Source organism: Collinsella sp. TF05-9AC (assembly GCF_003438495.1).
Classification (GTDB): domain Bacteria; phylum Actinomycetota; class Coriobacteriia; order Coriobacteriales; family Coriobacteriaceae; genus Collinsella.
Window position 1 is genome coordinate 1 of sequence record NZ_QSSH01000021.1, and the last position, 25,581, is coordinate 25,581.

Here is a 25,581-nt window from a genome sequence, read left to right on the forward strand (position 1 = left end):
GTCAGCATGGCCCCCGTCCGGGCGTCGAAGCAGTAGGGCACGCCGCCGACGGAAACGGGGCCGCGCGCCAGCGCGCCGGAGCCAGTCGCGTAGTACCAGGTGCCGCCGTCGAGGACCCATCCGGTCGCCATCGCGCCGGAGGCGTTGAACCAGTACATGGAGCCGTTGCACTCGTAGAGCCCGGTGGCCATTACACCGCCCGCGTCGGGGTCGAGCCAATACCAGGCTCCGCCCTGGCGCAACCATCCGGTATACGCTTTGCCGTCAGAGGTTGCGTAATACCAAGTGCCCTCTTTTAACTGCCAGTAATAAAGAGAGACATCAACATACGCGTAATTCATATCAACATTTCCGCTAATACCAGAAACTTTTCCGCGGCTTGTATACTGCCAAAAGCTGTAACTGGCGGTATAGTGACATTGGGAGTTGTATTGAGCAATCCAATGATCCCAAGAACCGCTCTTAAATACAGGGTCGGTCAATATATTGTTAAACCAATTTAGGTTTGCATAAATGCCTGGCTTATATCCAGCACTAGAAATCTTATTACAGAATGTCTGAGCTCTAGATGCAATTCCGGATTGACGACCATCTGCAATAATTGTCTTGTCCTCAAGATCGTAATACACCGGTAGCCTAGGATTGTGCCCCGATAGGCAGTCAATCACCATGGACGCCTCATCGGCTGCCTGTTGATTATCAAAAGCATATGAATAGACATAGACGCCGTAGGGAATTCCGAGTCGCTCGCACTCAGAAATATTTCGATTAAATTGATAGTCAACTCGACCGCCGAAAGACGGAGCGCCAAACCCAACGCGCAGAATAGCGAAATCGATGCCAGAAGCTTTAACTGCGTCCCAATCAATACGCCCTTGGTGCTCGCTGACGTCAATGCCCTGAGCTGTAACCCCATCGGGAAGAGCGTCCATAGACAATAAAGCTATTCCGTCTTCTTCGGAAGAAGCATCATCTGAAACTAATTGTCCACCCTCATAACGCCAAGAATTCTCAACCAGAGTCTGAGCAGCCTCTGCATCCGCAGGGCATACAAACATAGAAACGGGCGCAAAGAGCATCAGCACCAACAATGCCGAAAACAACTTAAGATGTTTGTTCATGTAAACCTCGTCATTCGCTCTTGATTGCGTCTAGCTTACAGCATAGCTATGAAAGATTCCCGAACATCTAACAGGACAAGATGCCATCTAGGACAATAAATAGTTGGGCGCAATGCTGCAAAGAAAAGAAGAACTTACCGGCAGGGTTGAACCCGCAGGCTCATTGCCCCCTCCTCTTGCCCCCAAGAATACCGACTTCAAATAAACTTTCAAATCAGATGTCAAAAAGGTAGGGGGCCCAGAGAGTCCCCTACAACTCGGAATTCTAACGAATCAGTATTACTTTCGATGGGCCCAAAGCGGTCAAACCGGAGATGCGATTTCCATAACCATCACTATGCCAGAACAATTTTTCGCTCGGCGAATTGCCCCAGAAAAAGCCAATGTGGCTATCGTCCGCATATGGGTTGTAAGGATTGAAGAACACAATGTCCCCCTTACGAGCCAAACCACTACGTAACAACTCATCAATAGAGTTGAAATAAGTCACGTTCGCACACGTATCGATAGCGTAGCCGTACCAACGATAAGCGTTTACGCAGCCGCCCCTTCCGGGACCTCCACTCCAAGGGGAATGGCTCTGCTCGGCGGCAATGGGAGCTAAATTCCCGCCCGCCTTCATATATGCATGCGATACAAATCCACCACAATTCATGCCCGTATAACCGTCCCAACGCGGATCACCCTTTGGGTACATGCACGTTTCCTGGCTGAGATGCGTGTCGTAGCGTGTTCCACGGTAATAGCCGTCGTTTTCGTGGCTCATAAGCCAATTGACCAAGCTGGACCTATTGACCCCCAAAACAGAACCAGACGTATTCAACCATGCACCACTTGCATTGAAGTAATAGTCAACGCCATCGATTTTCAGCCACCCGTTAGCAAACATGGCACCCGAAGGCTGGAGCCAGTACCACGTACCGCCGTCATTAAGCCATCCAGTTTTCATCTTGAATGTGGAAGGGTCCATCCAATACCACGCACCGTTGACATATTGCCAACCAGACTTAAGGACACCATTGGAAGATGCGTAGTACCAAGTATTGCCACTTTCGTCAGAAGCGTCTTTCGACATAATCCAACCAGACGCCACGTTAACGACACCATTCGCATCCGCATAGAAAACCGCATCTCCAATATGAATCACACCTGGCAATGAAGACGAGTCAGTACGATCAGCGACTACAGGAGATCCATCAGATGAAGTAGGCAACGGCTCGCTCAGTGCTCCAGACGAATTCGCCCATGCCATACCATCGTTCAAGTTGATCCAGCACGAAGATGCCATTGCACCGGAATCATAAGAAAAATAGCGCTTGCTTCCTACCGCAAATTCACCAGTACGCATTGCGCCGGATACATCATCAAGGTAATACCAGGCGCTTCCGGACTTTATCCATCGCCCTCGTTGAATAGCTCCGTTTGATGCGGCGTAATACCAAGTACCATCAGCAAGTGCCCAGCCTGTTGCCATGGCACCTGAGCTCGTAAGGAAATAGGTGGACGAGCCCACTTGCACAAAGCCCGTGAGCATAATATGGCTTCCTGGATCCAGGTAATACCAAGAATTCCCTAGAAGTAACCAACCTCCATGCAGTAAGCCGTTGGAGTCAGCGTAATACCAGTTGTTGTCAATAAGTGCCCACTGGGAGGATAGCATGGCCCCTGAACTGTTAAAGATATAAGAGGTGCCATTGCATTCATTCAGCCCGGTGGCCATAGAACCGTCTGCAGGATCAAGCCAGTACCAACGACCCCCATCCGAGAGCCAGCCCTTTACCAGAGCGCCAGAGCCGGAAAAATAATGACAGACAGAAGCATCAAGATGCCATCCGATAAGCATTGCACCAGAAGAAGAGAATCCATACGTGGCTCCCCCAATCTGCAGCATCGCATCGTGGACCATCTTGCCCTCATCATCCAGCCAATACCAGTTGCTGCCGTCTGAAAGCCAGCCTTTTACCATGGCGCCAGAACCGGAGAAATAACGCCAAGCAGAAGTGGAGCCCGTAGAATCTAGGTACCAGCCGACACGCATTGCGCCCGAAGAGGAGAAGGCATACGTCGCACCCCCGACTTGAACCAACCCATCCTGAGCCATTCGACCTTCGTCGTCGAACCAGTACCAGCTACCGTCTATATGTCTCCAAGAAGAAACAGCGATTGTTCCGTCGGACAAGCCCCAACGCCAAAAACCAGCCCCTTCTTCGGGTGATATCCACCCCTGATGCCAAATAATTTGATTCGAAACCTCGGAAGGGGTCTCATTATCCACCTGAGAGTTCTGCTCGACAGCGAAGGTCGATTCGCGCTGAGCATCAACGCCTGACTCGACAGAAGCAATAGCAACGTTAGATGCGGGACCTTCGTCAGTGTTATTCGAATCAAGGGCGTATAACATCGAGGGCGAACCCAAAAGGAGCCCAAAAGAAATGAGGCCCGAAAAAGCCAGCACTCCGAATGACCATTTCTTCATAACAGCACGGTATCCAATCACGCAGCGGCCCCGTCGCTTCAGAGCAACGGGGCCTCAATCAAAACTAGCTCAGTAATGTGCTAGCCAATTTGCTGGCAGTTTTTGCACTCTCGTGAAGCGCCACGCCTCTGGGCCTCCTGAATAGAGATCTGCGAATAGCCCTTTGCGTCCTTACCAACGGTACGGCACTTATGCGTATGGTAAACATCGCTACCGTTCTTATACCAAACTAAACCGTAGCCCGGAATCCACTTGCCGTCCTCGCCGACATAGTAGGAGCCAACCCAGGCATTCGTAGCCATGGCACCGGAAGACTGGAGGTAGTAGTCGCCGACCCAGGCGTCGTGAGCCATAGCGCCGGAACCGCTAAAGTAGTACCAGGCGCCGCCGACCTGACGCCAGCCGGTGGCCATCGCGCCGGAATCGTCGAACCAGTACCAAACTCCACCAACGTTAGCCCAAGAGTTAGAGGCCATAGCGCCCGAACCTCCGAGCCAATACCACGTGCCGCCATTGCTGAGCCAGCCGGTTGCCATGGCGCCCGAACCGCTCGCATAGTACCAAGAGCCGCCTGCCAAGAACCAGCCAGTGGCCATTGCACCGGAGTCGCCGAACCAGTACCAGGAGCCGCCGAGGCTGCGCCAGCTGTTAGCGACCATGGCGCCCGAGCCGTCGAGGTAGAACCACGTACCGCCGATGTTGAGCCAGCCAGTGACCATCGCACCGGAGGCATTAGTGTAGTACCAGGTACCCGAATCGTTGATCCAGCCAGTCAGCATGACCCCAGATTCGTTGAAATAGTACCAAGCCCCGCCGAGATTATGCCAACCGGTCAATAGCTCACCGTCGGAGGTCGCATAGGACCACTTTCCGTAGATGGAGTCGTAGAACCAGCCACTATGCTGCATGCGGCCATCGGCGTTGGCACCAGGGGTGTTCAGGAAGTAGTTCTTGCCGTCAATCTGAACTCGGCCGTATGCCATATCATGGTTTTCGGGATAGAAGTAATACTTGTCCCCACCGATAGACTGCCAGCCCGACACCGCGGTCCCGTCAGCGCCAAAATAGTACCAGACAGCTTCGTATTCGTTATGCCACTGGTTCGTGACCATGGCGCCAGTTTCGGGATCGAAATAGCGAAGGTTGCCGTCCTCGCACCGAACGAGTCCAGTCTTCGGACGACCGTCGGAACACCATTCCGTAATCGGTCCACCGCCTCCGCCACCGCCAGCAATATCAGCAAATGAGGGCGCCGGGGCAACCGTCATGCAGGCAGCAGCAAATGCAACAACTCCCAGCACTGTTAGTCCGTGCCATCTTTCTCGAAGGTTTTTCATACGACATCCTTTTTCCGAGATTTAAGGCTCTCTTAAGTTATTTTTAAACTATCAATTCAGTATTTCAACGGGAAATCGATAAAAGGTGTCTTTGTGACTGCAATTTAAATATGAGTCGCCACACCTCAACCGTTACGCTAAATAGCTTCTAAGGCAAACTTAGCGCATGAGCGAACTGATTAAACGAGTGAACTGAATAATAAAGCAACAAAATACAAACCTTGGTCATCAATCACATCTACCGCGGGCCGATAACGCCCGCCTCATGTGCTGCGATATAATCAATCTCACTAGATGCCAAATCAGCAAGCCGAAGGAGCTGACGTGCTAACAATTCACTATGGTGATATGGAAAACGTTATCTACAACACGTCCGTTTACTTCGATAACGTATATTCGCCCCAGTGGTTTCAAGACTCCTTTGCCCAAAGGGTCATAAAATCCATCGACAAAGGCACCGTGGTAGGCCCCAATGCAATCGATACCAAGATTCTAGGCATCATTCCTCCCGAGAAACTATCCAGCGGCACCAAAACGCTACTGCTTATGTACTTTATGCCGCAGAATATATATAACGCCTCAAATTGCGGTGATAATTGCGCCTACTGGATTCTGAGGATCGCCGCGCAAAAGAATCTAACAATCAATCTCTACCACATAATGGATTTTGGAAACGGCAAATTCACGGTAACCATTGCAAATACGGGCGATATAGTCCACACAATGTTTGACCTTGTCCCCATAGCTGGAAAATGCCTAAGGGAGAACTCCTGATGCGCGGATCATACAAGGTAATTATTCAAAATAACCGGGTTCAGTTTAAACTGACCATCAATAGAAATCTGACCATCATCCAAGGTAACAGTGCTACAGGCAAGACAACTCTGCTTGATATGGTGGCAGCTCACGAAGAGCTTGGGGCACAAAGCGGCGTAACAGTAAGTTGCAAAGTGCCCTGTAAAACAATATCTGGAAAATATTGGCGTAGAGATCTCCAAGAGATTTCCAGCAGTATTGTTTTTATTGATGAGGGCAATACTTTTGTTCGATCAAGAGAATTTGCCCATGAAGCAAAGCGTAGCTCAAACTACTACGTAATTGTCGCCAGAGAGTCACTGCGCCAACTGCCCTATAGCGTTGATGAAATCTACGGTCTTAAGAACACCAACCGAACCACAACGAAGTATCCCGTTTACTCTCGTGTCTACACCTCTACATATCGTATTTACGGTGATACTGATTTTAGAGGCGAGAGGCCCGAGCTTGTCATTGTCGAGGACACAAATTCGGGCTACGAATTCTTCAGTTTGCTATGCAAAAAGAGCAGCATTAAATGCATCAGCGCGGGAGGCAAATCAAATATTTGCAACTGCATTATGGACGCACCGGAAAACGACATCCTCGTGATTGCCGACGGTGCCGCCTTTGGACCAGAAATTGCGGAAGCAGCTGCTCTATTGCGCCGAAAGAACATCAAGCTATTCCTACCGGAATCGTTTGAATGGCTCGTGTTGAAGTCGGGATTATTCAACAGCAAACACATTAAGGACATGCTGCTTAACCCCGCTGAACATATCGAAAGCTCAAAGTTCTTTAGCTGGGAGAAGTTCTTTACTGCAGAACTCATCGAATGCTCACGAGACACACGTTTTCGATATGACAAGAGCTGCTTGAACGAGGAGTACCTGAACCCCACCGCTCTTGCAGCTCTGGAGGATACTTTGCCGGACCTTGGCATTACTTCGCACTAAAACGAGAAGTACTCACTGTCGGAGGATAGGTTTGGTCCGAGCCACGGGTCGCCATCGAGGAAGAACTCAGGCCAGTGCTGCATGAACAGCGCCTGCTCACGCTTCCAGCGGCGCAGCTTTTCCTCGTTGGCCTCTTCCCTGCCGCGCGAGGTGAACTCGTAGTGGTACAGCTCGGCATAGGGCGTAAAGATGGTGCGGTAACCCGCCTCCCACACGCGCAGGCAAAAGTCCGCGTCGTTAAAGCCGACGGCGAACTCCTCGTTGTAGCCTCCGACCTGCTCAAACACGTCGCGTCGCACCATCTGGCAGGCACCCGTCACGGCGCTAAAGTTGCCCGGGCGCACGGCACGGGCAAGATAGCCCTCGCGCTTTGCCGAGAAGTCCTGGTTGGCATGGGCAAGTGCGCCACGCACGCCAATCAAAATGCCGGCATGCTGCACCAGATGATCGGCAAAGTAGAGTTTGGCGCCCACCACGCCCGCATCGGGACGCTGCAGATAGCCCATCATCTCTTCGATAAAGTCCGGGCTTATGACCTCGGTATCGTTGTTCAGCAGCAGCAGGTAGTCACCCTTGGCGTGCTTCACACCAAAATTGATGATCTGAGAGTAATTGAACTCGCCCGGCCAGTACACAACGCGCGCGATGCCCTTGCCTTCGGATGCTGCAGCCACGCGCTCTGGCAGGGTTTCGTAATACGCAAACGTCTCCGGGGCTTCACTGTTGTTCTCCACCAAGACGATCTCGTAATTGGTATACGTGGCCTTCTGGGCGATCGACATCACACAGGCATCGAGCGTCTCAATGTGATCCTTGGTGGGGATCACAATGCTCACCAGCGGCGCAGGCTCCGGCAGCGCATGGCGCATGCGGTAGACAAACGGCGTCTCGGTCTCCTCGACCGTTCCGTGAACGCCCAGCGCGTTAAAGTGGCGCTGCAGCGCAAGACGACCCGCTTCAATGGCATACGGCTTGCTATCGGCAGAGCCATCGGCGGTCGATCCCGGATGCACGCGCCAGTGATACAGCACATGCGCAACGTGCTCAAAGCGCGCGCCGGCTGCAAGGCAGCGAAGCGTCAAGTCGTAGTCCTGGGCGCCCGCAACGTCTTCTGGGGACATACCAATGTGATCGATGAGCGCCTTCTCCACCATCAGGAAATGCGTCACGCAGTTATGGCTATAGAGCAGGTCGACGTTGAGTACGGTCTTAAAGACCGGCTGGCCCCACTCCCCCGTTTTCTGGAACATGTCCTCATCACAGAACAGGACCTGGGGACGCTCGCCCTCGGCCGCCTTGTTCAGCGCGGAAACATACTGGAATAACGCGTCCGGTTCCAGAATGTCATCGTGGTCCAAGAAAGCGATGTAGTCGCCTGTCGCTTGCTCGATACCTGCGTTGGTGTTGACCACAATGCCGCCGTTGCCGGGAAGCTCGATGCGACGGATGCGCTCGTCGTTGGCACCTGCCGCAAGGGTGGCCACCGCGTCCCATTCGGGCGAGGCGTCCATAAGCAGCAATTCCCAGTTGTCATAGCTCTGGGCTTGCACCGATTCCAGCAGCTCGCGCAGGTAGACCCGATCAGTCTTGTAGCACGGCACCACAATGCTCACGAGCGGTCTATAGGCAAAGGCCGCCGAAGCGACACGCTGGCACGCCAAATCGCCCGGCTTTGCGCGATGCTGCTCAAACCAACGTCGATAAGCTGCGTCGTCTGCACGCGCGTCCTTCATACGGTTCCAGCTGTCGTCGACCATGCCGTTGTACAGGCGACCATCCATGGCGCAAAACCCGCTTTGGATCCGCTCTGTGGGATCGCTCACGATCGCGACAAAATCTCGTATATCCTGAGGCATCTCAACACTCAGATACGATTTATTGATGCGGCATCCGTTCTGCTGCGGAACATCGACCTGCGATTCAAACACATGCACGGTAACATCGATGGCATTCATATGCGTATCGAAGATCTGGAGCTCAGGCGCGCACTGGGGGTCTCCCGCCCAGGTAACCTCATAGCGCCACACCGCGCCGACGTCTGCCGGCAAATAGCGAATGGCATCGATCTCGTAGCGGCCGCAGTGTTCGCCACGCTGCGCATCGCGGATAAGCGCGCACAGCGCAGGCTTTGCTTTGTAGTTAATCTTGGATTCCAATTTGGCCACGCGGCTATCGAGACGAATAGAGCCCAACCTTTGGCCACCGGATGCAAAAACGGCATCCATCGACGAGCCATCCAAAAACGGAAGCACCAAAACGGCGAGCTCGCGCTCGTAATCGGAAACAGAAGGGCATAGCGCCAGCACACGGCCATGATCGACCGGGAGCACCAGTGACGGCAAACAAGAACCGCTCGTAGTCGCATGGGCAAACGCCTGAGAGGCCTCCCGCTCAATAAGCGCGGCGACATCCTGACCGGCAAAACGAAGCAGCACAAAAAGACGGCCCTGGCTGCGGCAAAGTGCCAAACGCTTGATACTCATCTACACTTCTCGCTTTCCCAGGGCGTTCGCTGCCACGCGCTTGCAGGCACCCAGGCGCCCAAACCTCAAGACATCGTAATCGAACATGAGCTTTTTGCACGCACGGACATTGGGGGCCTTGCTGGTAAGCGCCGCACGCACCATAGCAGCAACAGAAGGAGCGCATTGTGCGAGCGCAGCATCGCTGCCCACGGCAGAACCGGCAAGCGCCGTGGCAACGGCAGCAAACACCTTGCCGCAATCCGTACTCAACAGCCTGAGCGCATCGTACAGCACCAGATCGCAGAGGAAGTACGCCAGGTCATCGGCATGCTGAGCATCGAGACCGTCGCGCTGCCAGTCAGCCAGCACCGCAGAGTAAATCTTCACGTGCTCCAGCAGACGCGTCTCGTCGTCGTAGCGCATGGTGTCCATGAGCGAACCCTTGCGCGCCACGCGGTAATCATACAGCTTGTTCGAGATAAGCGCGGTCTTGTGCGAACGACCGTACACGGCAAAATCGAAGACCTGGTCCTCGCCATACTTAACGGTTTCGTCGAACACGATCCCGTTGCCCAGCAAAAACTCACGCTTGCAGGCGGTGCGCCATGCAAACGGGCGAGATGCTTCCTTAAACAGTAGGTCGGAGCTATAGCCTTCAAACGACACATCGCGCGGGCTCAGCACATAGTTAAGCCACGGATACCCCGCCTCAAGCGGATACGGATTCGCGCCAAAGGTCAAAACGTCGCAGTCCTCGCGCTCAAAGGCATCGACGATCACGCGGCATGCATCGGGCGTAAATCGGTCGTCGGAATCCAAAAACGCAACGATAGGCGCCGTGGACGCGGCGATGCCTGCATTACGCGCACTCGACAGGCCGCCGTTCTCCTTATCGACCAGCGTAAAGCGCGCGTCCTTTTCGCAATAGGCAGCCGCAATATCGCGCGAGCCGTCCGGCGAGCCATCGTTGACCAGCACGCCTTCCCAATCGGGCATGTCCTGCGCAAGCAGGGAGTCCAGGCACCAGGCCAGGCACTCCTCCACTTTATAGATGGGAACGACAACGGAAATCTTGGGGGTAGCCATAGTCACTCGCTCCTACTGTGCGGCCGGAACGTCATCGGGGTGCGGGTTGTCGCCGTAGGTGCACTGATACGTCAGCACACGCCAGACCAGCGGCAGGCCGCCAATCTTAAAGTAATGCTTAAACGTATTGAGCTTGCCCGGCTTCTTAAAGTCAAAGCGCGAATCGATATAGGCGCGGGGCGACTTGACCATCAGGCGCAAGTCGGTCTCGCCACGCGGATCAAACAGCGACAGATCAAAGCGACCGGCATCCCAGTCGGCCTTGAGCTCGGACGAGGCTTTCTTCCAAAACTGCTCGCGCAGTTCATCGACCAGGCGCTCATCGTTCCAACGGTACGTATCGACCTTCATGCGCATTAAAATACCCTGAAGCTGAGCCTTAAGCTCGGGGCGTTCATCCAAAAAGCGCTGCATCTCGGCGTATTCGTCGCACACGCAAAATACCTTGTTGGGCGAATTAACGGAGCTCTTCTCGTTGTCTTGGCGATAGCACAAAATGGGGTCCGCGATAAACGCAGCACGCTCGGCGCATGCCCAGACCTTAAAGTTAAAACCCGCATCCTGATACGAGGCACCCGGCGTGGGAAGGAAGCGAATCTGATTGTCGTTGAGGAACGCGCGCCGATAGATAGCCGACCAAATGGAAGGTTTGCGGTAGAAGATGCCCGGGCGATCGACGGGGCGATACGCGGCGCCCGTCATATGCTCGTCGATAATCCCAAACAGCTCACGTCGCTCGCTGGGCGTGGACCAATACAGATAAAAGTCGCCCTTTACCGCATCGGCATGCTCAGCATCGGCCTTGGCGACCAGCTTTTGAAGCGAATCCTCAAACATAAAGTCGTCGGACTCAAGGATGCCCACGTACTCACCGCGCGCCATCTCCAGGCCACGGTTCATCGAGTCGCCGTAGCCGCTGTTGGCCTTGTCGATCATCTTTACACGGGGGTCGTGCTCCATGTACTCGCGGATGATATCCGGCGAGCTATCGGTGGAGCCGTCGTTGATGCAGATGATCTCGATGTCATTGAGCGTCTGCGCCACGGCGGAATCGAGGCACACGCGCAGATAGCGCTCGACATTGCAAATGGGGACAAGCAGCGAAACTTTAGGGGTATCAGAGTTCTGCAAGAGAACCTCCCGTTGAATAGCGTGTAACAGGGTTATTTTAGCAGCCGAGTTGCGGCGGGCGGCAGCGCTTGGAATTATAGAAAGCGCTCCAGGCAGGCTTTGAGACCGCGAGTCGAAAGATAGAACAGCGTGGCGTCTGCCATCGAAACGCCCGAGGTCGCCGCAACGAGCTTGTGGGCAACACGGCGAACGGCACCCTTAGCAGGCATATCCGCCCACTCCGTTCCCAAAAACGTCGTGAGGTCCATGTTGACGCGAGCCGCCACGCGATGGAAGTCATCGGCATCCAAGCGCGCCAGATCGAACACAATTAGGTCCAAAAACCAAGTTATCAGCTCGCCGGGACACAGGTCCAAAAGACCATAGGCCGCCCAGTCTTCCAAGACCTCCTCGAGCATCTTCATGTGGGCGTCAAGCTTTTTGGCGCGCGCCTCGGCACTGTTGAACTCGTGCGTCGCCGATTCACTCTCCATCACGTAGTGGTAGAACTTGTCCGGCATGACGACGGTCTTGCGGGCAAGCGCATAAGCCGCAAATTGGAAGACGACGTCCTCGCCCAAAGCCAAACCGGGGGCGAAGCGAATGCCTTCGCGATTGAGCAGCTCGCGCGAAAAAGCCGCACGGCAGGCATAGGGCTGCGCATTCGAATGGAACAGCAGTTGGGGATCACGGGCGCCGAAGGTACCGGCTTTGGGGCTCATGAGTTGCTGGACGCGTTTGGGGGCAGCATCGACGGGTTCACAGACACCGCCAAAAACGGCAGCCTCGGCATCTGCAGACTCCATGGCATGCAGCACGCGCTCGACCGTCTGGGCATCGATGTAATCGTCGGCGTCCACAAAAAAGACGGTCTCGCCCTCGGCGACATCGATACCGGCATTTCGAGCACACGAGACGCCCGCGTTTTCCTGGTCAATCACCAGTACGCGATCGTCGGCCTGCGCGATCTGGCGCAACACGTTCAACGAATCATCAGTCGAACCGTCGTTGACGCAGACAACCTGAATCGAGCGCTCGGACTGGGCCAACAGCGAATCGAGGCATCGCTGAATGGAGCGCGCAGAGTTGTAAACGGGGACGACAATGGTAGCTTTAGGACACGAGGCCTCTCCCATGTCGACCTACCCCCTCAGCGATTCGATGAGGAAGGCAGCGACCACGCCTGGGCCTCCAACCGAGGCGTAATACTTAGCACGCCCCAAGGCACCATCCGTCGCGAAACTCGGATGCTCGTCAACCCAGCCCTCAGGATCTTTGAGGATGGCAGCGAGATTTGCGCGCTTCCACGGCTTGAGGTCGTCAAGCGAAAAGTCCCCGGCGTCCAAGGCCGCTTGGAACTCCTTGGCCATCTGAACCAGGAACTCCTTATAGAACTTAGGCGCCAGGCGCACGTAGTTCCACATGTACGAATCGTACTTAATGAGCTGATTGAACTTGAGCATGCGCGCGACGTCATCACTTGCGTGGTCGCGGGCATAATCCTCTCGAATCCAACGCTCAATCTCGGCATACTCGGTATTGACGCAAAAGACCTTAGCCGAAGAATTGACCGAGGAATTCTCGTTGTCCTGGCGATAAGACAACACGGCATCATGAAGGTAAACAGCCTTATCGGCGCACGCGATCACCTTAAAGGCGAATGACGTGTCCTGAAAGGATGCCCCCGGAGTCGGCAGGAACTTAATGCCGTTGCGCTCAAGAAAATCGCGACGGTACACGGCCGACCAAATCGACGGCTTTTGCTTAAAGAACTGCGTCGTATCGCTCGGGTGCACTGGCTTGCCACAGTCCTTGGCTTTAAACATCTCGTGCAGCGAGCGGCGCTCCTCGGGCTTAGACCAGTAGAAATCAAAGTTCGCCTTCGCGAAGTCGGCATTATTGCTATCGGCGGCCGAGACAAGCTTTTCGAGTGCGTCGGGCGCCATAAAGTCATCGGACTCCAAGATGCCAACGTACTTGCCACGCGCCATCTCCAGACCGTGGTTCATCGAGTCGCCGTAGCCGCTGTTGGCCTTGTCGATCATCTTGACGCGCCCATCGCGCTCCATATACTCGCGGATAATCGCTGGCGAGTTGTCGGTCGACCCGTCGTTAATGCAGATGATCTCAATATCCTTGAGCGTCTGCGCCAGGGCGGAATCGAGGCACTCGCGCAGGTAACGCTGAACATTGTAAATGGGAATAAGCAGCGACAGAACAGGGCTGCCAGAGGCGTTAGTAGACAAATGTGCTCCTTAGGAAATACCTGTCGTTTCATGGTATCAAAGGGTCAGCGCGCTAGCGGGCGTTTATATAATCTATGGAGCTCGCAGAGGCAAACCGATAAGAAAGGACGTCATGCAGCCCAAAGCCGCACGCAACATACCCATCGAAGCGCTGCGCTTAATCACGGTCGCTGAAACACTCGTACTCTCAAGCAGTAATCAGCGCATTAATGTCGCGTATAGCAGTCACCTCGCCCATGACAGGTTCCTGCGTTTTATTCAAACCTTGCCAACATGGCACAGCGACCCTTTACAATAGGTGCCGCCCTACGGACGCATTCGATAGCTTCCGCGCAGCGCTCGCCCGCCGCGCGTGAAAGGATATATTCCCCATGACTTCCACCCTTCCCGCCCCCATCGATAAGCTCGCCATCGTTGTCGTTACGTACAAGCGCCAGAAGCTCTTGGCCAACCTGTTCGACTCCATGGCCGAGCTCACGGCAACGCCTTGGCGCATCGTGATTGTCGATAACGAGAATTCGCGCGAGACCGAGGCCATGTGCACCGCATTTAACGAGCGCTTGGCCAAGCTGTGGGGTATCGACACCGATCAGCCCGATGCGAAGGGTGGCACCGACCGCGTTATCTACGCGCCCCAGCTCGAAAACGGCGGCGGTGCGGGCGGCTTCTCCGCCGGCACTAAATGCGCCTACGGCTTGGGGGCCCAGTGGTTCTGGGTCATGGACGACGACGTGCTCGTCATCCCCGAAGGCATCGAGCGCTTGGCCAAGTGGACCGACCGCTACGACGTCATCCAGGGTTCGCGCCTGGACTTTGACGGCGGCGCCTTCTTTTGGCAGTACCAGCTCATCCTTTCGCTCGGCATCCCTAACCCCATCGCCAAGTGGGATCTGGGTCCCGAGGGCTACCGCGCCATGAACCAGCTGTGCTTTGAGGGCGGCATGTTCTCGCGACGCGTGGTCGACAAAATCGGCCTGCCCGACGCGCGCTTCTTTATCTACGGCGACGATGCCTGCTACGGCTACGTAGCCAGCCAGCACTTCCCCGCCGCCGTTGTGGCCGACGTGGTGCTCAAGCGCGCCCGCGCCGTCTCTAACTGGGACATCGCCGGCAAGCGCCAGCTCAACTCCACGAGCGACACCAACCGCTACTACATCATGCGCAACCGCGGTTATCTGGCCCGCTACATGCAAATTTACGGCGACTATCACCCCGTGCTGTTCCGTCTGGGCAACGCCGCGACCTTCTGCAAGGAGTTCATTCGCCTGGCAGCCGTTGACAAGTGCTTTAAGACCGGAATTCCGGCGCTGCGCCGCGGCATGAAGGACGCCCGCAAGATCATCAAGGACCCCAACTGGAAGCCCATGCCGCCCATGAAGGCCACCAAGTAACGGAAGCCGGAAACATCTCAGCGCTTAAAGCCGCTGGCACACCGTAGCCACATGCTGCCCATCAAAACCGAACCCCCAGCGCATGCGACCCACGCCGGGGCGCGGTACACAGATTTCGTCGATGCTACCGCGCTCTATGTCGAGTAGCGACTGCACGGCCAGCAATTCCAGGCCCAGCGCATCCACATCGGGGTCATACATCAAGTTAATCGTTATCAGCGGGCGCTCGTCCAGCATGCCAATCGTATCTGCTACGTCGAACACAGCACCCGTAGGGAAAACCTGGATGTCCCAGCGACCCGCGCCACACTTTCGCCTCGAGGCAGGATTGGCATAGCCCGGCAAGCCAAAGCAGAGCCCCTGCAAGAGCAGATGATATGGCAGCGGCGCATCTGGGTCGGTCGCACCGATTCCCGCATCTCCCAGGATGCGGCTTAGCGCCCGCCTCACCGTATCCTCGTCCCCACGGCACAACCCGTCGCGAAACGCATCGACGTCTCGAATGTCTTCGGCAGCACGCTCAAACCACTCAACAATCACTAGACGCAAGGCCTGGCGAAGCTCGTTATTGGGCAATCGCAAAGCACGGAGGCGATCATCATGCTCTGGCTTCTCAGTCATATCCGTCGTCAGGAAACCTGACAGATACAGCGCCGTCCACAAGTCATCATCAGGCGAGGCCTCTAGCCCCGCAGCGCCCAAACAAAGCGGGACCCCAACGCATCCATGGGCCTCGAGCAAATCAAACAAGACCGAAAGGCGGTCGAGATTCCACCCGGCAACTACCCTACTCAGGCAATCGGCATATCCATACAGATCGGCACGCACAGGCGCCGTGCAGCCTCGGCCCAGAAAACCGATCACACGCTCTGGACTCGAGCAATAGGCCCTACCAAACCGATATCCCTCGAGCCATTCACGCGCATCATCCAGGCATTCCTCGCGTCCAGCATGACTCAACAGAGCCTGGACCTCGGCATCCGAAAAGCCGAACCAACGGTCACACCACGCCGACAGCGGCGTCGTCAGACAATACGAGCAGCCGCGCGAAGAAAGCGCCGCTTCGGCAGGACCGGGGCACTCCCCCATCAGACACGTCAGCCGCAACGAATCGCGCGCAGTGGCAATGGCGTCGAACAGCACGCGATCGAATAGCCCTGCCGGATCGGCGTCGGAAGCGTCCCTCGCGCTCGCACGGCGAGACCACGCCGCATCGTACCCATCAACGAGCAATACAACCTGCTCATCGCAGGCCATCTCCAGCAGCTCAATGAGCACGCCAAGCACCGAGGTGACCTCGTCCTCGCTCGCCACGCCACGCGCAACGCGTTCGATGTGACGCACCTTGTCTCGAGCTAAATCCGGAGCCTCCAAAAGCGCCAGCAGACGGGCGCACTCGCCCGAAAGGGCATCGCGCACGACGCCGGCAATAGCGGCGCCACGCCTCGCAGCGCCAGAAAAGTCCAGCGATATCACCGGATAGCAAGCGTACTCATCCCGATAGCGCCCGCCGTCTGCATCCCAAATCTGAGCATCGGCAAACAAACGCTGACCAGCGCGACCGACCGCTGGACGCTCCAGAAAAGCCCTGAGCATCGACAAGTTCATGCTCTTGCCAAAACCCACGGGTCGACAGCACACCACAGCGGACGCGTCGCAGTCCAACACATCGGCAATAAACATGGTCTTGTCGACCAGCGTGCAGCAACCAAGAGCCTCCGCATAGTCGTGCATGCCAATGGGCAAAACCGCATCGTCGGCACAGCCGATCAAACGCACGCCAAAGCCGGCAGCACAACCATTATTTGCCTGTTCAGACACCAAAACGTTCCCCCTAAATCGCAGCACGATGCCAATTGTAATGACCGCATCGCATGTACCGATGTCGCCGCGCAAACATATCGGGCAACGGTAGTAACAAGAGGTATGAGGGGGCACAATTAATCGTTGCACAACAAAACGGGGCCCGATACATTCGCACCGGACCCCGTCCCGACTATTTAGTTATCTGGCAACTGAGAGCCTACTCCCCCGAGTCGTCCTCCCCAGAAGCCTTCTTCTGCTGATCGAGCTTATGCTTACCACTTACGATAGACGTAGCGCCCAGTGTGGCCAAGCTCGCGCTGGCAAGGCTCGCCATAACGATAAGGTCGCCCGTCTTGGGCATATTACCGCCCGAAGTCTTAGTCGTTGTAGTGGTGGTTGTAGTGGTCACCGTCTTGGAGTCATTTTGCTCCTGGTTCTGTTTGTCGGTGTTGCCCTTACTGCTGTCCTCGCCCTGCTGCTTTCCGTCCTCGGTCTTGTCCTTGTTTTTGTCCTTCCCCTCAGATTCAGACTTCTTACCCTCGTCCTTCTTCTGAGTGGACTTGTCGTCCTTCTCCTCAGAGCTAGAACCCTTATCAGATTCGGTCTTCTCGGAAGCCTCATCCTTGGAGTCGCCCTTTGCGGCCTCGGTCTTTTCCGTGGAAACCTGATCAGAGTTGTCCTTGTTCTGAGTCGAGCCATTATTGACGCCAGCCATCAGCGAAGAGCCCAGCGTAGAACCAAGCTGCACGGAGAAAGAGGGCTTCTTATCCGGCGAAGCAACGGGAGCGTCCGGCGCCTTATTCGAGTCGTCCTTGGAAGCATCGGAATCAGGGGTTGCGTCAGAGCCAGAGCCGTTGTTAGAGCCAGTGTCAATGGACGAATCACTCGAGCCGGTAGATGAGTTAGAGGTGTCAGCGTCGGTCGAACCAGAAGCGTCGCTGCCCGTATTGCCGGCAGAGCTTGAAGACGAATCGCCCGCAGCAGAGCCGTTCGAATCGGAGCCGTTCGAGGTAGAGCCGTCGTTGGTAGTGCCACCAGCAGAGCCATTACCGTCAGCATCGGTCGAGGGCGCATCCATCCTATCATCGTTGGCATCGTCACTCGAGTCGTCATTCGAATCAGGTGTCGGCGAGGGCGCCGGCGTAGGCTCGGGCTGCACGGGCGTCGCAGCGGCAGCCTCATCCTCGGCGATAAAAACCAAGCAGTCCTTCAGCTCATTCTTATAACGATTCTTCCAGCCCTCATGATACTGGGGCTGACTCGAAAACTTAGTGGCGACATTGTTGACCACACTATTGGAGAGCGCCGTCACAAACTCGCGGTCGGACATATCGTTGGAAAGATTCGCCCAGCGGAAAAAGTCCCTGCAGCCACCAGTGCCGCACATGTTGGTAATGCTCCACACCATGCCCTTGACGCAATCGGCGCGGCCCGAAATATCAATACCCAGGCCGCTCTTGAGCCACGCCTCGGTCACCGCATAGTACGAGTTGTACGCATACGCATCCTGCAGAGCCGAAAACTCAGCAGGATCGGTGTTATAAGCACCCTGGAAGGCCTCCTGTGCAATACGGCCCAGCTCGGTAAGCTGGCCGTTCTCGTACATGGCATTGCTCGCGTTGGAAATCTCGCTGCCGCGATCAATCGCATCCTTGAGCATGCCGTACTTGGCAGAATCGTAGTTGTAGACCTGCTTCATAAACGGAATGAGCGACCAACGACGGTCGAACTGGTAATAGCCCAGCGCGTTGTAGCCGTCACCATACGAAAAGCCCTGGTTATAGTTGCCATGGCTCTCGTACTTGGTAAAGTACTTCATCTCGGGAGTCACGTTGACAAACGAAACGCCCTGGACCGACCTCAGCACGCCCGAGAAGGACTGCTGGGTGTAGAGACCTTTGTCGATATCGGTGGCATCCGAGGCAACGCCCGGCGTGGGCTCCTCGGCGGCGGCGGGTGCCGGCGCGGAAACGGCGCCAAACGAAAGCGCCAGCGTCAGGCCCGCGACAATCGCGGAATGCTTGGGCTGCATAAAATCCTCCCTGCATTGGTGTAGTTAAAGTTCAGTTTGCAAAGATAAAAATAAGTATTGCAGCTCGCCCGTTGTTACACAACAACCCCTCGGTAAACGGCAACAACCCTCCGCGAAATCTTAAGGAATTAGACAAACTGGTCGTCGGGCGCCAACAGAAGCTCGCCGTAACGTTTCGTCAGCCCGTCTCTCAACTGACAGAAAGCGGGAATATAGACGTTCAAGATGCGCTGAATCAAATCTTGAGCGAGCTTGTTGTCGTAGATATGGACGTTCGTATTGCGGTCTCTGAGCATATCCAGCCAGGCTGCCTCATCAATAAAGTCGTAGAATCGGTAGGACTCCTTCAAGATGGCACGAGGAGACCCCGACGCGGCAAGCGTGGCGCCCTCATACTCGAGCAGACGCTTAAGGAGCTTCCAGCTCAGTTCAAATTGAAGATTGAACTTATTAATCAATCCACTCTGAACAAAATCATTGTTGAGATCCTGATTGGGCGCATCCTCAAGATTCGCCAAGGCGCTAACAAAGTTCTCATATTTTTTCATACAGAATCACACCATCCTTGGCAATCTCATCGAGCAATTGCTGCGATAGGGACTCGTCGAGATTGACGACATCTACATCTAAAAGAGTATCAAGATGTTCCTCGATCAAATATGAGAAACGGCCGAAATCCCGGCAACCTGCTACGGCGATGTCAATATCGCTCTTGGGCAAGTTGTCGCCTCGAGCACGAGAACCAAACAACACGACCTTCTCGGCGTCACATTCCCGAGCAAAAACTTCGATTTGCTTGTACACTTTGTCGAGAGATGCCATTTGCACCCCTACAGCTTAATGTCAAAGTTGATTTCGGGGACGGCGGCCAGGTCGGCCAACGTCACGCCGTCGACGTACTTTTCGATCACGTCGTCCAGGCCGCGCCAGAACTTGACGGTCGAGCACAAATCGCTGCGGGTGCAGCTGTTGTCGATGCCGTCGCACGCCACGGGCGCCGTGCTGCCCTCGACGGCGCGCAGGATGTCGCCGGCACGCACCTCGGCTGGATCCTTGGCCATCATGTAGCCGCCGCCCTTGCCGCGCACGCTCTTAAGCAGGCCCGCCTTCATAAGCGGACGAACCAGCTGCTCCAAATACTTTTGTGAGATATGCTCACGGTCGGCAACCTCGCGCAAGGCAATCTTGCCCTCGGCGTCGCCCAGCGCCGCGATATAGATCATCAGCCGGAGGGCATAGCGGCCCTTGGAAGAAATGAGCATACCTACCCTCCCATCGCATCTGGGACAACATAACCAGGTCTGTTTGTCCCAAATCTTAAGTAAGTGGGACAAACAGACCTTGTTATTTTGTCCCACATCTAGAAAAGTCGAGTGGATTAGTCGGGTTTTCCCTTGACTAACGCCGAACCCATGGTAACTTTATTCCGAGAAGATTCCTAGGGTTTAGTACACCTATGAGTACACCATATACAGAGAGGGACAGCATGAGCGCAAATCCGCTGCTTTCCATCGATGGTCTCACCGCCTCCGTGGACGAGAAGACCATCCTCCACAATGTCAACCTCAACGTCGCCGCCGGTGAGACCCACGTGCTGATGGGCCCCAACGGCGCCGGCAAGTCCACCCTCGGCCACCTGGTCATGGGCGACTCCGTCTATACCGTCAACGACGGCCGCATCGTCTTTGACGGCCAGGACATCACCGAGCTCACCACCGACAAGCGTTCGCGCGCCGGCCTGTTTCTGAGCTTCCAGGCCCCGGTCGAGATCCCGGGCGTGCCGCTGTCGAGCTTTTTGCGTGCCAGCATCGCTGGCCGCCCCGGCCTGGAGATGAAGGGCAAGGAGTTCCGCCGTCGCGTCAAGGAGCTCGCGGCCGAGCTCAACATGGACACCGCCTACCTCAACCGTGAGCTGGGCGTGGGCTTCTCGGGCGGCGAGAAAAAGAAGGTCGAGATGCTCCAGCTTCTGCTGCTGCAGCCCAAGCTCGCCATCCTGGACGAAACCGACTCCGGCCTGGACGTCGACGCCCTTTCCACCGTCAGCCACGGCATGGACGCCTACCGCAAGAGCTGCGACGGCTCCATGCTCATCATCACGCACAACACGCGTATCCTGGAGCACCTGGATGTCGACCGCGTCCACGTTATGGTCAAGGGCCACATCGTACGCGAGGACGACGCCTCGCTGATCCCCTGGATCGACAAGAACGGCTTTGAGACCTTCGAGCGCGAGGCCGCCGAGCAGCGCGCCCAGGCCGAGTCCGCCGTTGCCGAGCAGCAGGCGTAAAGGGGCGACGCAATGACCAAGAACCGCACCGAGGTCGCGGACATCGACCGCAGCCTCTACGACTTCACCTATGGCGAGGAGGGATTCGAGCGCCTCGACGCCGGCATCACGCCCGACATCGTGCGCGAGATCAGCGCCAAGAAGGACGAGCCGCAGTGGATGCTCGACCTGCGCTTAAAGTCCCTCGAGATCTTCAATCGTTTTCCCGACCCGACGTGGGGCCCCTCCATCGAGGGCCTGGACATGGACAACATCGTCACCTACGTCAAGCCCAACACCGACCAAAAGCACGACTGGGAGTCGGTGCCCGACGACATCAAGAGCACCTTTGAGCGCTTGGGCATCCCCGAGGCCGAGCGCAGCTACTTGGCGGGCGTCGGCGCGCAGTACGACTCCGAGCTCGTCTACCACAACATGCAGGACACCGCGTCCAAGATGGGCATCGTCTACTCCGGCATCGAGGAGGCCCTGCACGACCCGCAGTGGGAGCCGCTCATTCACGAGAAGTTTATGACGCTCATCCCGCCCACCGACCACAAGTTTGCGGCCCTGCACGGCGCCGTGTGGTCGGGCGGCTCGTTTGTCTACGTGCCCAAGGGCACCAAGCTCGATTTCCCGCTGCAGAGCTACTTCCGCCTCAACGCCAAGGGCGCCGGCCAGTTTGAGCACACGCTCATCATTGTCGAGGACGATGCCGACCTGCACTTTATCGAGGGCTGCTCCGCACCCAAGTACAACGTGGCCAACCTCCACGCCGGTGCTGTCGAGCTCTTTGTGGGCAAGCGTGCACACCTGCGCTACTCGACCATCGAGAACTGGTCCAAGAACATGTACAACCTCAACACCAAGCGTGCGCGCGTGGACGAGGACGGCGACATCGAGTGGATCAGTGGCTCCTTCGGCAGCCATGTGGGTTATCTCTACCCCATGAGCGTGCTCAACGGCCGCGGCGCCCGCTCGAGCTTTACCGGCATCACCTTTGCCGGCGCCGGCCAGAACCTCGATACCGGCTGTAAGGTCGTACTCAACGCGCCCGAGACCTCGGCAACCGTCGAGACCAAGGGCATCTCCAAGAGCGGCGGCATCCAGACCTTCCGTAGCTCTATCGTGGCCACGCCCAAGGCCGAGGGCTCCAAGGCAACCGTGAGCTGCCAGTCGCTCATGCTCGACGACCAGAGCCGCTCCGACACTATTCCGGCCATGGACATCCGCGCCAAGAACGTCGACATCGGCCACGAGGCCACCATCGGCCGCATCGGCGACGACAAGGTGTTCTACCTGATGAGCCGCGGCATCTCGGAGGAAGGGGCCCGCACCATGATCGTCAACGGCTTTGCCAACCCGGTCTCCAAGGAGCTGCCGCTTGAGTACGCCGTCGAGATGAACAACCTGATCAAGCTGGAGATGGAAGGAGCGATCGGATAATGAAACAGGAAACCAACACCGCTGCTACCACGCTCGAGCAGGTTAATGCGATGCCGGCAGCAACTTGGGGCTGGCTCAAAATGAACCAGACCAAGCTCGAGCTTTCGGACGAGCTTTCCGCCGCTCCCGCCGAGGCCGTTGAGGTTGAGGGCTTGGAAGAGCAGTTTGCTGGCACGGCCGACGCCTTCGATACCGCCATGGACGCCATGGCCGAGCGCTTCCCCGAGCGCCGTGCCTCCGCCCCCGGCGACGCCGCCGACCGCGCCCGCATCACGCCCGAGACCGAGCTCGACGTGCCCGCCACCTCCGTCTACCAGGCCGGCGCTATCAAGCTCGAGGAGGAGCTCTCCCCTGCCGAAGCCTTCGAGACCGGCATGGGCGAGGCTGCCTGCACCTATCTGATCGACCACGCCACCAAGTGCATCGTCATCGATGTGCCCGCATACCAGCACGCCACGGTTACCGTGCGCGTGAGTGGCGCCGACGCGGCGGCGGCCATCGCCGCTATCGATGTCGTCGCCCGTCCGCAGGCAACGCTCGACCTCGCTCTAGCCCTGGACTCCCCCGTCAGCGGCCAAGGCGTCGTGGGCTCCGTGCTGCGCGTGTGCGCTCACGAGTACGCCACCGTCAACGTGACCTGCACACAGACGCTCGATGACAGCTGGATCGCACTCGATGACACCGGTCTATTCCTAGACGAGGGCGCGCGCGTCAACGTGCAGCACACCGTCCTGGGTGCCGGTGCCAGCGCCACCGGCCTCGCCGGCGATCTGCTGGGCGACACCGCCAAGGTGACCATCGATACCGATTACCTAGGTGCCCGCGAACAGGTGCGCGACTTTAACTACGAGCTGCGCCACCGCGGTCGTAAGACCGAGTGCGAGATCGACGCCAACGGCGTGCTGACTGGCACGTCCAAGAAGGTCTACCGCGGCACCATCGACCTCGTGCACGGCTGCAAGGGCGCAACCGGCACCGAGCGCGAGACCGTGCTGCTCGCCAACAAGGGCGTCGACAACAAAACCGTCCCCGTCATCCTCTGCGACGAGGACGACGTCGCTGGCAACCACGGCGCCACCATCGGCCACGTCCGCGACGAGCAGCTGTTCTACCTCGCCTGCCGCGGCCTTGACCAAAACGCCGCCGAGGACCTGTTCATCCGCGCCAAGCTGGAGGACGCTGCGCTTTCCGCCACCGATGAGCGCACCCGCGCCGCCGTCGTCCGCCTGGGCAACAACTTGATCGATAACTTTGAGGAGGAGCTCGCATGATCGACACCGAGCACGTTAAATGCGATACCTGTACTGCCCCCGAGCCCATGGAACTCGACGCCAGCGACGAGGCCTCGCGCGGCTGGCCTACCGTCGACATCGAGACCAATCCCTACAAGGCGCAGTTCCCGCTGTTCCAGCAGCACCCCGAGATCGCCTTCCTCGATAGCGCGGCCACCGCGCAGCGCCCCGCCTGCGTGCTCGACGCCGAGCGTGACTTCTACCAGCGCATGAACGCCAACCCCCTGCGCGGCCTGTACTCGCTGTCCGTCGAGGCCACCGAGGCCATCGCAAAGGTGCGTCAGCAGATCGCCGACGTCATCGGCGCCCCCCAGGCCAACGAGGTCGTCTTCACCCGCAACACCAGCGAGTCGCTCAACCTGGTCGCCAAGAGCTTTGCGCCCACGGTGCTGGAGGCCGGCGACGAGGTCGTCATCACCATCATGGAGCACCACTCCAACCTGATCCCGTGGCAGCAGGTCTGTCGCGAGACCGGCGCCAAGCTCGTCTACCTCTATCCCACCAAGACCGGCCAGCTCACCACCGAGGAAGTGCTTGCCAAGGTGGGTCCCAAGACCAAGATCCTGGCCGTGAGTCAGGTCTCCAACGTGCTAGGCGTCGAGAACCCGGTCAAGAACCTCGGCAAGCTCGTGCACAAGTACGGCGGCTATCTGGTCGTCGACGGCGCGCAGTCGCTGCCGCACATGCCGGTCAACGTGGCCGATCTGGGGGCCGACTTCTTTGCCTTTAGCGCGCACAAGGCCATGGGTCCCATGGGCATTGGCGTGCTGTGGGGCAAGATGGACCTGCTGAACGCCATGCCGCCCATGCTCACCGGTGGCGAGATGATCGATTCGGTCACCGAGCAGGATGCCGTCTGGGCGCCCGTCCCCGAGAAGTTCGAGGCAGGCACGCAGGACGCCGCCGGCATCTTCGCCACAGGCGCGGCTCTTGATTACCTCGTCAACACCGTTGGCTACGAAAACATCCAGGCACGCGAGCAGGCACTCGTCCACTACCTGATGGGCGAGCTCATGCAGCTCGACTTTGTCCAGATCATCGGCTCCATCTACTGGGACAACCATCACGGCGTCGTCAGCTTTAACGTCAAGGGCATCCACCCGCACGATGTCGCGAGCATCATGGACATGGACGGCGTTTGCATCCGCGCCGGTCACCACTGCGCGCAGCCGCTGCTTACCTGGCTGGGCGTCGAGAACCTCGCCTGCTGCCGCGCCAGCGTGGCTTTCTACAACGACAAGGCCGACATCGATAAGTTCATCGCCGGACTACATCACGTTTGGAGCACGTTCAATGGGTAATCTGTACACCTCCACCACGTTTATGGAGCACAACTCGCACACTGACTACAAGTACGAGATGGATGCCCCCACGCACGAGCACGACGGCATCAACCCCAGCTGCGGAGACGAGCTCACTCTGCAGCTGCGTGTCGAGAACAACGTGATCGAGGAGGCCTCCTTTACCGGCCACGGCTGCGCCATCAGCCAGGCCAGTGCCGACATCATGGCCGATCTCATCACCGGCGAGACCGTCGAGGAAGCTCGCCGCCTGGCAGAGCTCTTCCTCGCCATGATCCGCGGCGAGAAGCTCTCCGAGGAGGACCTGGAAGACCTGGACGAAGCCGCCCAGCTCCAGGACATCTCGCACATGCCCGCCCGCGTCAAATGCGCCGAGCTCGCCTGGCGCACCCTCGACGGCATGCTCGAGGGGCGAAATAATCAGTAGTACTTGTCCCAAATCTTAAGATTTTTGT

At 57.0% G+C, this 25,581-nt stretch carries 21 protein-coding genes; 8 read left to right on the plus strand and 13 right to left on the minus strand.

Features of this window, described 5'->3' with window-relative positions; genetic code table 11:
• The 3 genes from DXC52_RS06765 to DXC52_RS06775 all read right to left on the minus strand — a co-directional run.
• Nucleotides 1-1,121, minus strand: a 1,121-nt coding sequence (locus DXC52_RS06765; protein WP_304485473.1) for a glycoside hydrolase family 25 protein, incomplete at its 3' end; no start/stop codon positions are given.
• Between the two features lie 265 nt (nucleotides 1,122-1,386).
• Nucleotides 1,387-3,597: an N-acetylmuramoyl-L-alanine amidase family protein gene (locus DXC52_RS06770; RefSeq protein WP_117746654.1), complete on the minus strand. Its 2,211-nt coding sequence runs from the start codon at nucleotides 3,595-3,597 to the stop codon at nucleotides 1,387-1,389.
• An 80-nt stretch (nucleotides 3,598-3,677) separates the two neighbouring features.
• Complete coding sequence (locus tag DXC52_RS06775) at nucleotides 3,678-4,898, minus strand: hypothetical protein (protein ID WP_158554609.1); 1,221 nt, start codon at nucleotides 4,896-4,898, stop codon at nucleotides 3,678-3,680.
• A gap of 360 nt (nucleotides 4,899-5,258) precedes the next feature.
• Here DXC52_RS06775 and DXC52_RS06780 point away from each other — a divergent pair, with 360 nt between their 5' ends.
• Nucleotides 5,259-5,708 (plus strand): DUF4869 domain-containing protein, encoded by a 450-nt coding sequence (locus DXC52_RS06780; protein WP_233504897.1) that lies wholly within the window; start codon nucleotides 5,259-5,261, stop codon nucleotides 5,706-5,708.
• Nucleotides 5,708-6,685 carry a translation initiation factor 2 gene (locus DXC52_RS06785; protein ID WP_117746656.1) on the plus strand — a complete coding sequence of 326 codons (978 nt, stop codon included), beginning with the start codon at nucleotides 5,708-5,710 and terminating at the stop codon, nucleotides 6,683-6,685. The genes DXC52_RS06780 and DXC52_RS06785 overlap by 1 nt, the downstream gene beginning before the upstream one ends.
• Here the strand turns inward: DXC52_RS06785 and DXC52_RS06790 are convergent.
• From DXC52_RS06790 to DXC52_RS06810, 5 genes are all read right to left on the minus strand, one after another.
• Complete coding sequence (locus DXC52_RS06790) at nucleotides 6,682-9,168, minus strand: glycosyltransferase family 2 protein (protein ID WP_117746657.1); 2,487 nt, start codon at nucleotides 9,166-9,168, stop codon at nucleotides 6,682-6,684. The genes DXC52_RS06785 and DXC52_RS06790 overlap by 4 nt on opposite strands.
• Nucleotides 9,169-10,236 carry a glycosyltransferase gene (locus tag DXC52_RS06795; protein ID WP_117746658.1) on the minus strand — a complete coding sequence of 356 codons (1,068 nt, stop codon included), beginning with the start codon at nucleotides 10,234-10,236 and terminating at the stop codon, nucleotides 9,169-9,171.
• 12 nt (nucleotides 10,237-10,248) lie between these two features.
• Nucleotides 10,249-11,367, minus strand: a complete 1,119-nt coding sequence (locus tag DXC52_RS06800; RefSeq protein ID WP_158554610.1) for a glycosyltransferase — start codon at nucleotides 11,365-11,367, stop codon at nucleotides 10,249-10,251.
• 74 nt (nucleotides 11,368-11,441) lie between these two features.
• Nucleotides 11,442-12,482, minus strand: a complete 1,041-nt coding sequence (locus DXC52_RS06805) for a glycosyltransferase (protein ID WP_117746660.1) — start codon at nucleotides 12,480-12,482, stop codon at nucleotides 11,442-11,444.
• A 6-nt stretch (nucleotides 12,483-12,488) separates the two neighbouring features.
• The gene (locus tag DXC52_RS06810) at nucleotides 12,489-13,592 is read right to left on the minus strand and encodes a glycosyltransferase (RefSeq protein WP_117746661.1); all 1,104 of its coding nucleotides are present in this window, start codon (nucleotides 13,590-13,592) and stop codon (nucleotides 12,489-12,491) included.
• A gap of 371 nt (nucleotides 13,593-13,963) precedes the next feature.
• Here DXC52_RS06810 and DXC52_RS06815 point away from each other — a divergent pair, with 371 nt between their 5' ends.
• A complete protein-coding gene (locus DXC52_RS06815; RefSeq protein WP_117746662.1) occupies nucleotides 13,964-14,983 on the plus strand; it encodes a glycosyltransferase in 1,020 nt (339 codons plus the stop codon).
• Between the two features lie 24 nt (nucleotides 14,984-15,007).
• Here DXC52_RS06815 and DXC52_RS06820 read toward each other — a convergent pair whose 3' ends face one another.
• From DXC52_RS06820 to DXC52_RS06840, 5 genes are all read right to left on the minus strand, one after another.
• Nucleotides 15,008-16,804: an AAA family ATPase gene (locus DXC52_RS06820; protein WP_147330605.1), complete on the minus strand. Its 1,797-nt coding sequence runs from the start codon at nucleotides 16,802-16,804 to the stop codon at nucleotides 15,008-15,010.
• 202 nt (nucleotides 16,805-17,006) lie between these two features.
• A complete protein-coding gene (locus DXC52_RS06825) occupies nucleotides 17,007-18,821 on the minus strand; it encodes a hypothetical protein (RefSeq protein WP_117746664.1) in 1,815 nt (604 codons plus the stop codon).
• A gap of 128 nt (nucleotides 18,822-18,949) precedes the next feature.
• Nucleotides 18,950-19,369 carry an HI0074 family nucleotidyltransferase substrate-binding subunit gene (locus DXC52_RS06830; RefSeq protein ID WP_117746665.1) on the minus strand — a complete coding sequence of 140 codons (420 nt, stop codon included), beginning with the start codon at nucleotides 19,367-19,369 and terminating at the stop codon, nucleotides 18,950-18,952.
• The gene (locus tag DXC52_RS06835; protein WP_055286556.1) at nucleotides 19,356-19,643 is read right to left on the minus strand and encodes a nucleotidyltransferase family protein; all 288 of its coding nucleotides are present in this window, start codon (nucleotides 19,641-19,643) and stop codon (nucleotides 19,356-19,358) included. The genes DXC52_RS06830 and DXC52_RS06835 overlap by 14 nt, the downstream gene beginning before the upstream one ends.
• Before the next feature lie 8 nt (nucleotides 19,644-19,651).
• Nucleotides 19,652-20,083, minus strand: coding sequence for an Rrf2 family transcriptional regulator (locus DXC52_RS06840; RefSeq protein ID WP_055310594.1), 432 nt, complete (start codon nucleotides 20,081-20,083; stop codon nucleotides 19,652-19,654).
• A gap of 224 nt (nucleotides 20,084-20,307) precedes the next feature.
• Here DXC52_RS06840 and sufC point away from each other — a divergent pair, with 224 nt between their 5' ends.
• Genes sufC through sufU form a run of 5 tightly spaced genes read left to right on the plus strand, consistent with a single transcriptional unit; the run spans nucleotide 20,308 to nucleotide 25,553 of the window.
• A complete protein-coding gene (sufC, locus tag DXC52_RS06845; protein WP_117746666.1) occupies nucleotides 20,308-21,108 on the plus strand; it encodes a Fe-S cluster assembly ATPase SufC in 801 nt (266 codons plus the stop codon).
• A gap of 12 nt (nucleotides 21,109-21,120) precedes the next feature.
• Nucleotides 21,121-22,533: a Fe-S cluster assembly protein SufB gene (gene sufB, locus DXC52_RS06850; protein WP_117746667.1), complete on the plus strand. Its 1,413-nt coding sequence runs from the start codon at nucleotides 21,121-21,123 to the stop codon at nucleotides 22,531-22,533.
• The gene (locus tag DXC52_RS06855) at nucleotides 22,533-23,804 is read left to right on the plus strand and encodes a SufD family Fe-S cluster assembly protein (protein ID WP_117746668.1); all 1,272 of its coding nucleotides are present in this window, start codon (nucleotides 22,533-22,535) and stop codon (nucleotides 23,802-23,804) included. Before sufB ends, DXC52_RS06855 begins: the two co-directional genes overlap by 1 nt.
• Nucleotides 23,801-25,126, plus strand: coding sequence for an aminotransferase class V-fold PLP-dependent enzyme (locus DXC52_RS06860; protein ID WP_199409485.1), 1,326 nt, complete (start codon nucleotides 23,801-23,803; stop codon nucleotides 25,124-25,126). The genes DXC52_RS06855 and DXC52_RS06860 overlap by 4 nt, the downstream gene beginning before the upstream one ends.
• A complete protein-coding gene (sufU, locus tag DXC52_RS06865) occupies nucleotides 25,119-25,553 on the plus strand; it encodes a Fe-S cluster assembly sulfur transfer protein SufU (protein ID WP_117746669.1) in 435 nt (144 codons plus the stop codon). Before DXC52_RS06860 ends, sufU begins: the two co-directional genes overlap by 8 nt.
• Nucleotides 25,554-25,581: the final 28 nt, after the last annotated feature.

Bases quoted from the DNA above. Each gene is read 5' to 3' on its own strand.
- DXC52_RS06770 (WP_117746654.1), bottom strand. From the start codon at position 3,597: ATGAAGAAATGGTCATTCGGAGTGCTGGCTTTTTCGGGCCTCATTTCT.
- DXC52_RS06785 (WP_117746656.1), top strand. From the start codon at position 5,708: ATGCGCGGATCATACAAGGTAATTATTCAAAATAACCGGGTTCAGTTT.
- DXC52_RS06790 (WP_117746657.1), bottom strand. From the start codon at position 9,168: ATGAGTATCAAGCGTTTGGCACTTTGCCGCAGCCAGGGCCGTCTTTTT.
- DXC52_RS06795 (WP_117746658.1), bottom strand. From the start codon at position 10,236: ATGGCTACCCCCAAGATTTCCGTTGTCGTTCCCATCTATAAAGTGGAG.
- DXC52_RS06805 (WP_117746660.1), bottom strand. From the start codon at position 12,482: ATGGGAGAGGCCTCGTGTCCTAAAGCTACCATTGTCGTCCCCGTTTAC.
- DXC52_RS06815 (WP_117746662.1), top strand. From the start codon at position 13,964: ATGACTTCCACCCTTCCCGCCCCCATCGATAAGCTCGCCATCGTTGTC.
- DXC52_RS06825 (WP_117746664.1), bottom strand. From the start codon at position 18,821: ATGCAGCCCAAGCATTCCGCGATTGTCGCGGGCCTGACGCTGGCGCTT.
- DXC52_RS06830 (WP_117746665.1), bottom strand. From the start codon at position 19,369: ATGAAAAAATATGAGAACTTTGTTAGCGCCTTGGCGAATCTTGAGGAT.
- DXC52_RS06835 (WP_055286556.1), bottom strand. From the start codon at position 19,643: ATGGCATCTCTCGACAAAGTGTACAAGCAAATCGAAGTTTTTGCTCGG.
- DXC52_RS06840 (WP_055310594.1), bottom strand. From the start codon at position 20,083: ATGCTCATTTCTTCCAAGGGCCGCTATGCCCTCCGGCTGATGATCTAT.
- sufC (WP_117746666.1), top strand. From the start codon at position 20,308: ATGAGCGCAAATCCGCTGCTTTCCATCGATGGTCTCACCGCCTCCGTG.
- sufB (WP_117746667.1), top strand. From the start codon at position 21,121: ATGACCAAGAACCGCACCGAGGTCGCGGACATCGACCGCAGCCTCTAC.
- DXC52_RS06855 (WP_117746668.1), top strand. From the start codon at position 22,533: ATGAAACAGGAAACCAACACCGCTGCTACCACGCTCGAGCAGGTTAAT.
- DXC52_RS06860 (WP_199409485.1), top strand. From the start codon at position 23,801: ATGATCGACACCGAGCACGTTAAATGCGATACCTGTACTGCCCCCGAG.
- sufU (WP_117746669.1), top strand. From the start codon at position 25,119: ATGGGTAATCTGTACACCTCCACCACGTTTATGGAGCACAACTCGCAC.